Raw genomic sequence first — 844 nt, forward strand, 5'->3', positions numbered from 1 at the left:
CTCACTGAGTATGTGAACCTGTTGCGGCTGAGCTATGCGCAGGCGCTTTTGATGCATCAGGACGCCAATGTGCTGCGTGTCGCCATGGATTCGGGTTTCGGCTCGCTCAGCGCCTTCAACAAGTCGTTCCGCAAGCTCGCCGGCATGTCGCCTTCCGATTTTCGGCGCGGCGTGACCGGCGCCAGATAGGCGATGGCGACTTGCGGGCGCCCAGTGCCGCGAGCATTGCTGCGCCTCGACCGCCGGCTAAAAGACATGTCACGGCGTTTCAGCCTGCAATAACGACGCCGACCAGGGTGAAGAAGGCCAGATAGTGCCATGCCGTGCGCGATTCCGGCCCGCAAGCGGCATGGAAACCCGGGCGCCGCACGGCATCGCTTTTCCTGCCTGAAATCGCCACCTAGGCGCTGGACAGGCCGAATTCCCGTGCTATAACCCACGCGCTTTCAAGGGGCGCCCCACGGCGCCTCGATGAATTCCGGCCTGCGAGTTTTCGTTTGCCGGAACAGGCCCAGATAGCTCAGTTGGTAGAGCAGCGGACTGAAAATCCGCGTGTCGGTGGTTCGAATCCGCCTCTGGGCACCATCCCCTCCTGGTCCGTTCTGGGCACCCCCCGTCGCGTCGCCGCCTGCATCGCCAAGTGGAATCACTTTGCGCACATTGGCCCGCCGGCGGATTTAATTTGCTTGGCCACCCCTCAACCCTGGGGCAAACTGCCCGTTGGGGCTGCAGGAGGTGAAATGAGAGCACGCGCAGCAACGCTTGGGGATCTGGAGGATGTCTTTCGCGGTCTGTCCAAGCGAATGTCGGACGAATACGTCGCTGCCGGCAAGGACAGCAAGAT

The 844-nt window shown here is 62.1% G+C and carries 1 protein-coding gene and 1 tRNA gene; both read left to right on the plus strand.

The annotated features are described in order from the left end of the window. On the plus strand, positions 1-189 hold a 189-nt coding region (locus tag EN994_RS33525), incomplete at its 5' end, for a helix-turn-helix transcriptional regulator (RefSeq protein ID WP_164746535.1). 320 nt (positions 190-509) lie between these two features. After that, positions 510-585 (plus strand) — tRNA-Phe (locus EN994_RS33530). Positions 586-844 lie beyond the last annotated feature (259 nt).

Origin of the sequence: Mesorhizobium sp. M7A.F.Ca.CA.002.09.1.1, from assembly GCF_003998555.1 — a bacterium.
GTDB lineage: Bacteria > Pseudomonadota > Alphaproteobacteria > Rhizobiales > Rhizobiaceae > Mesorhizobium > Mesorhizobium ciceri.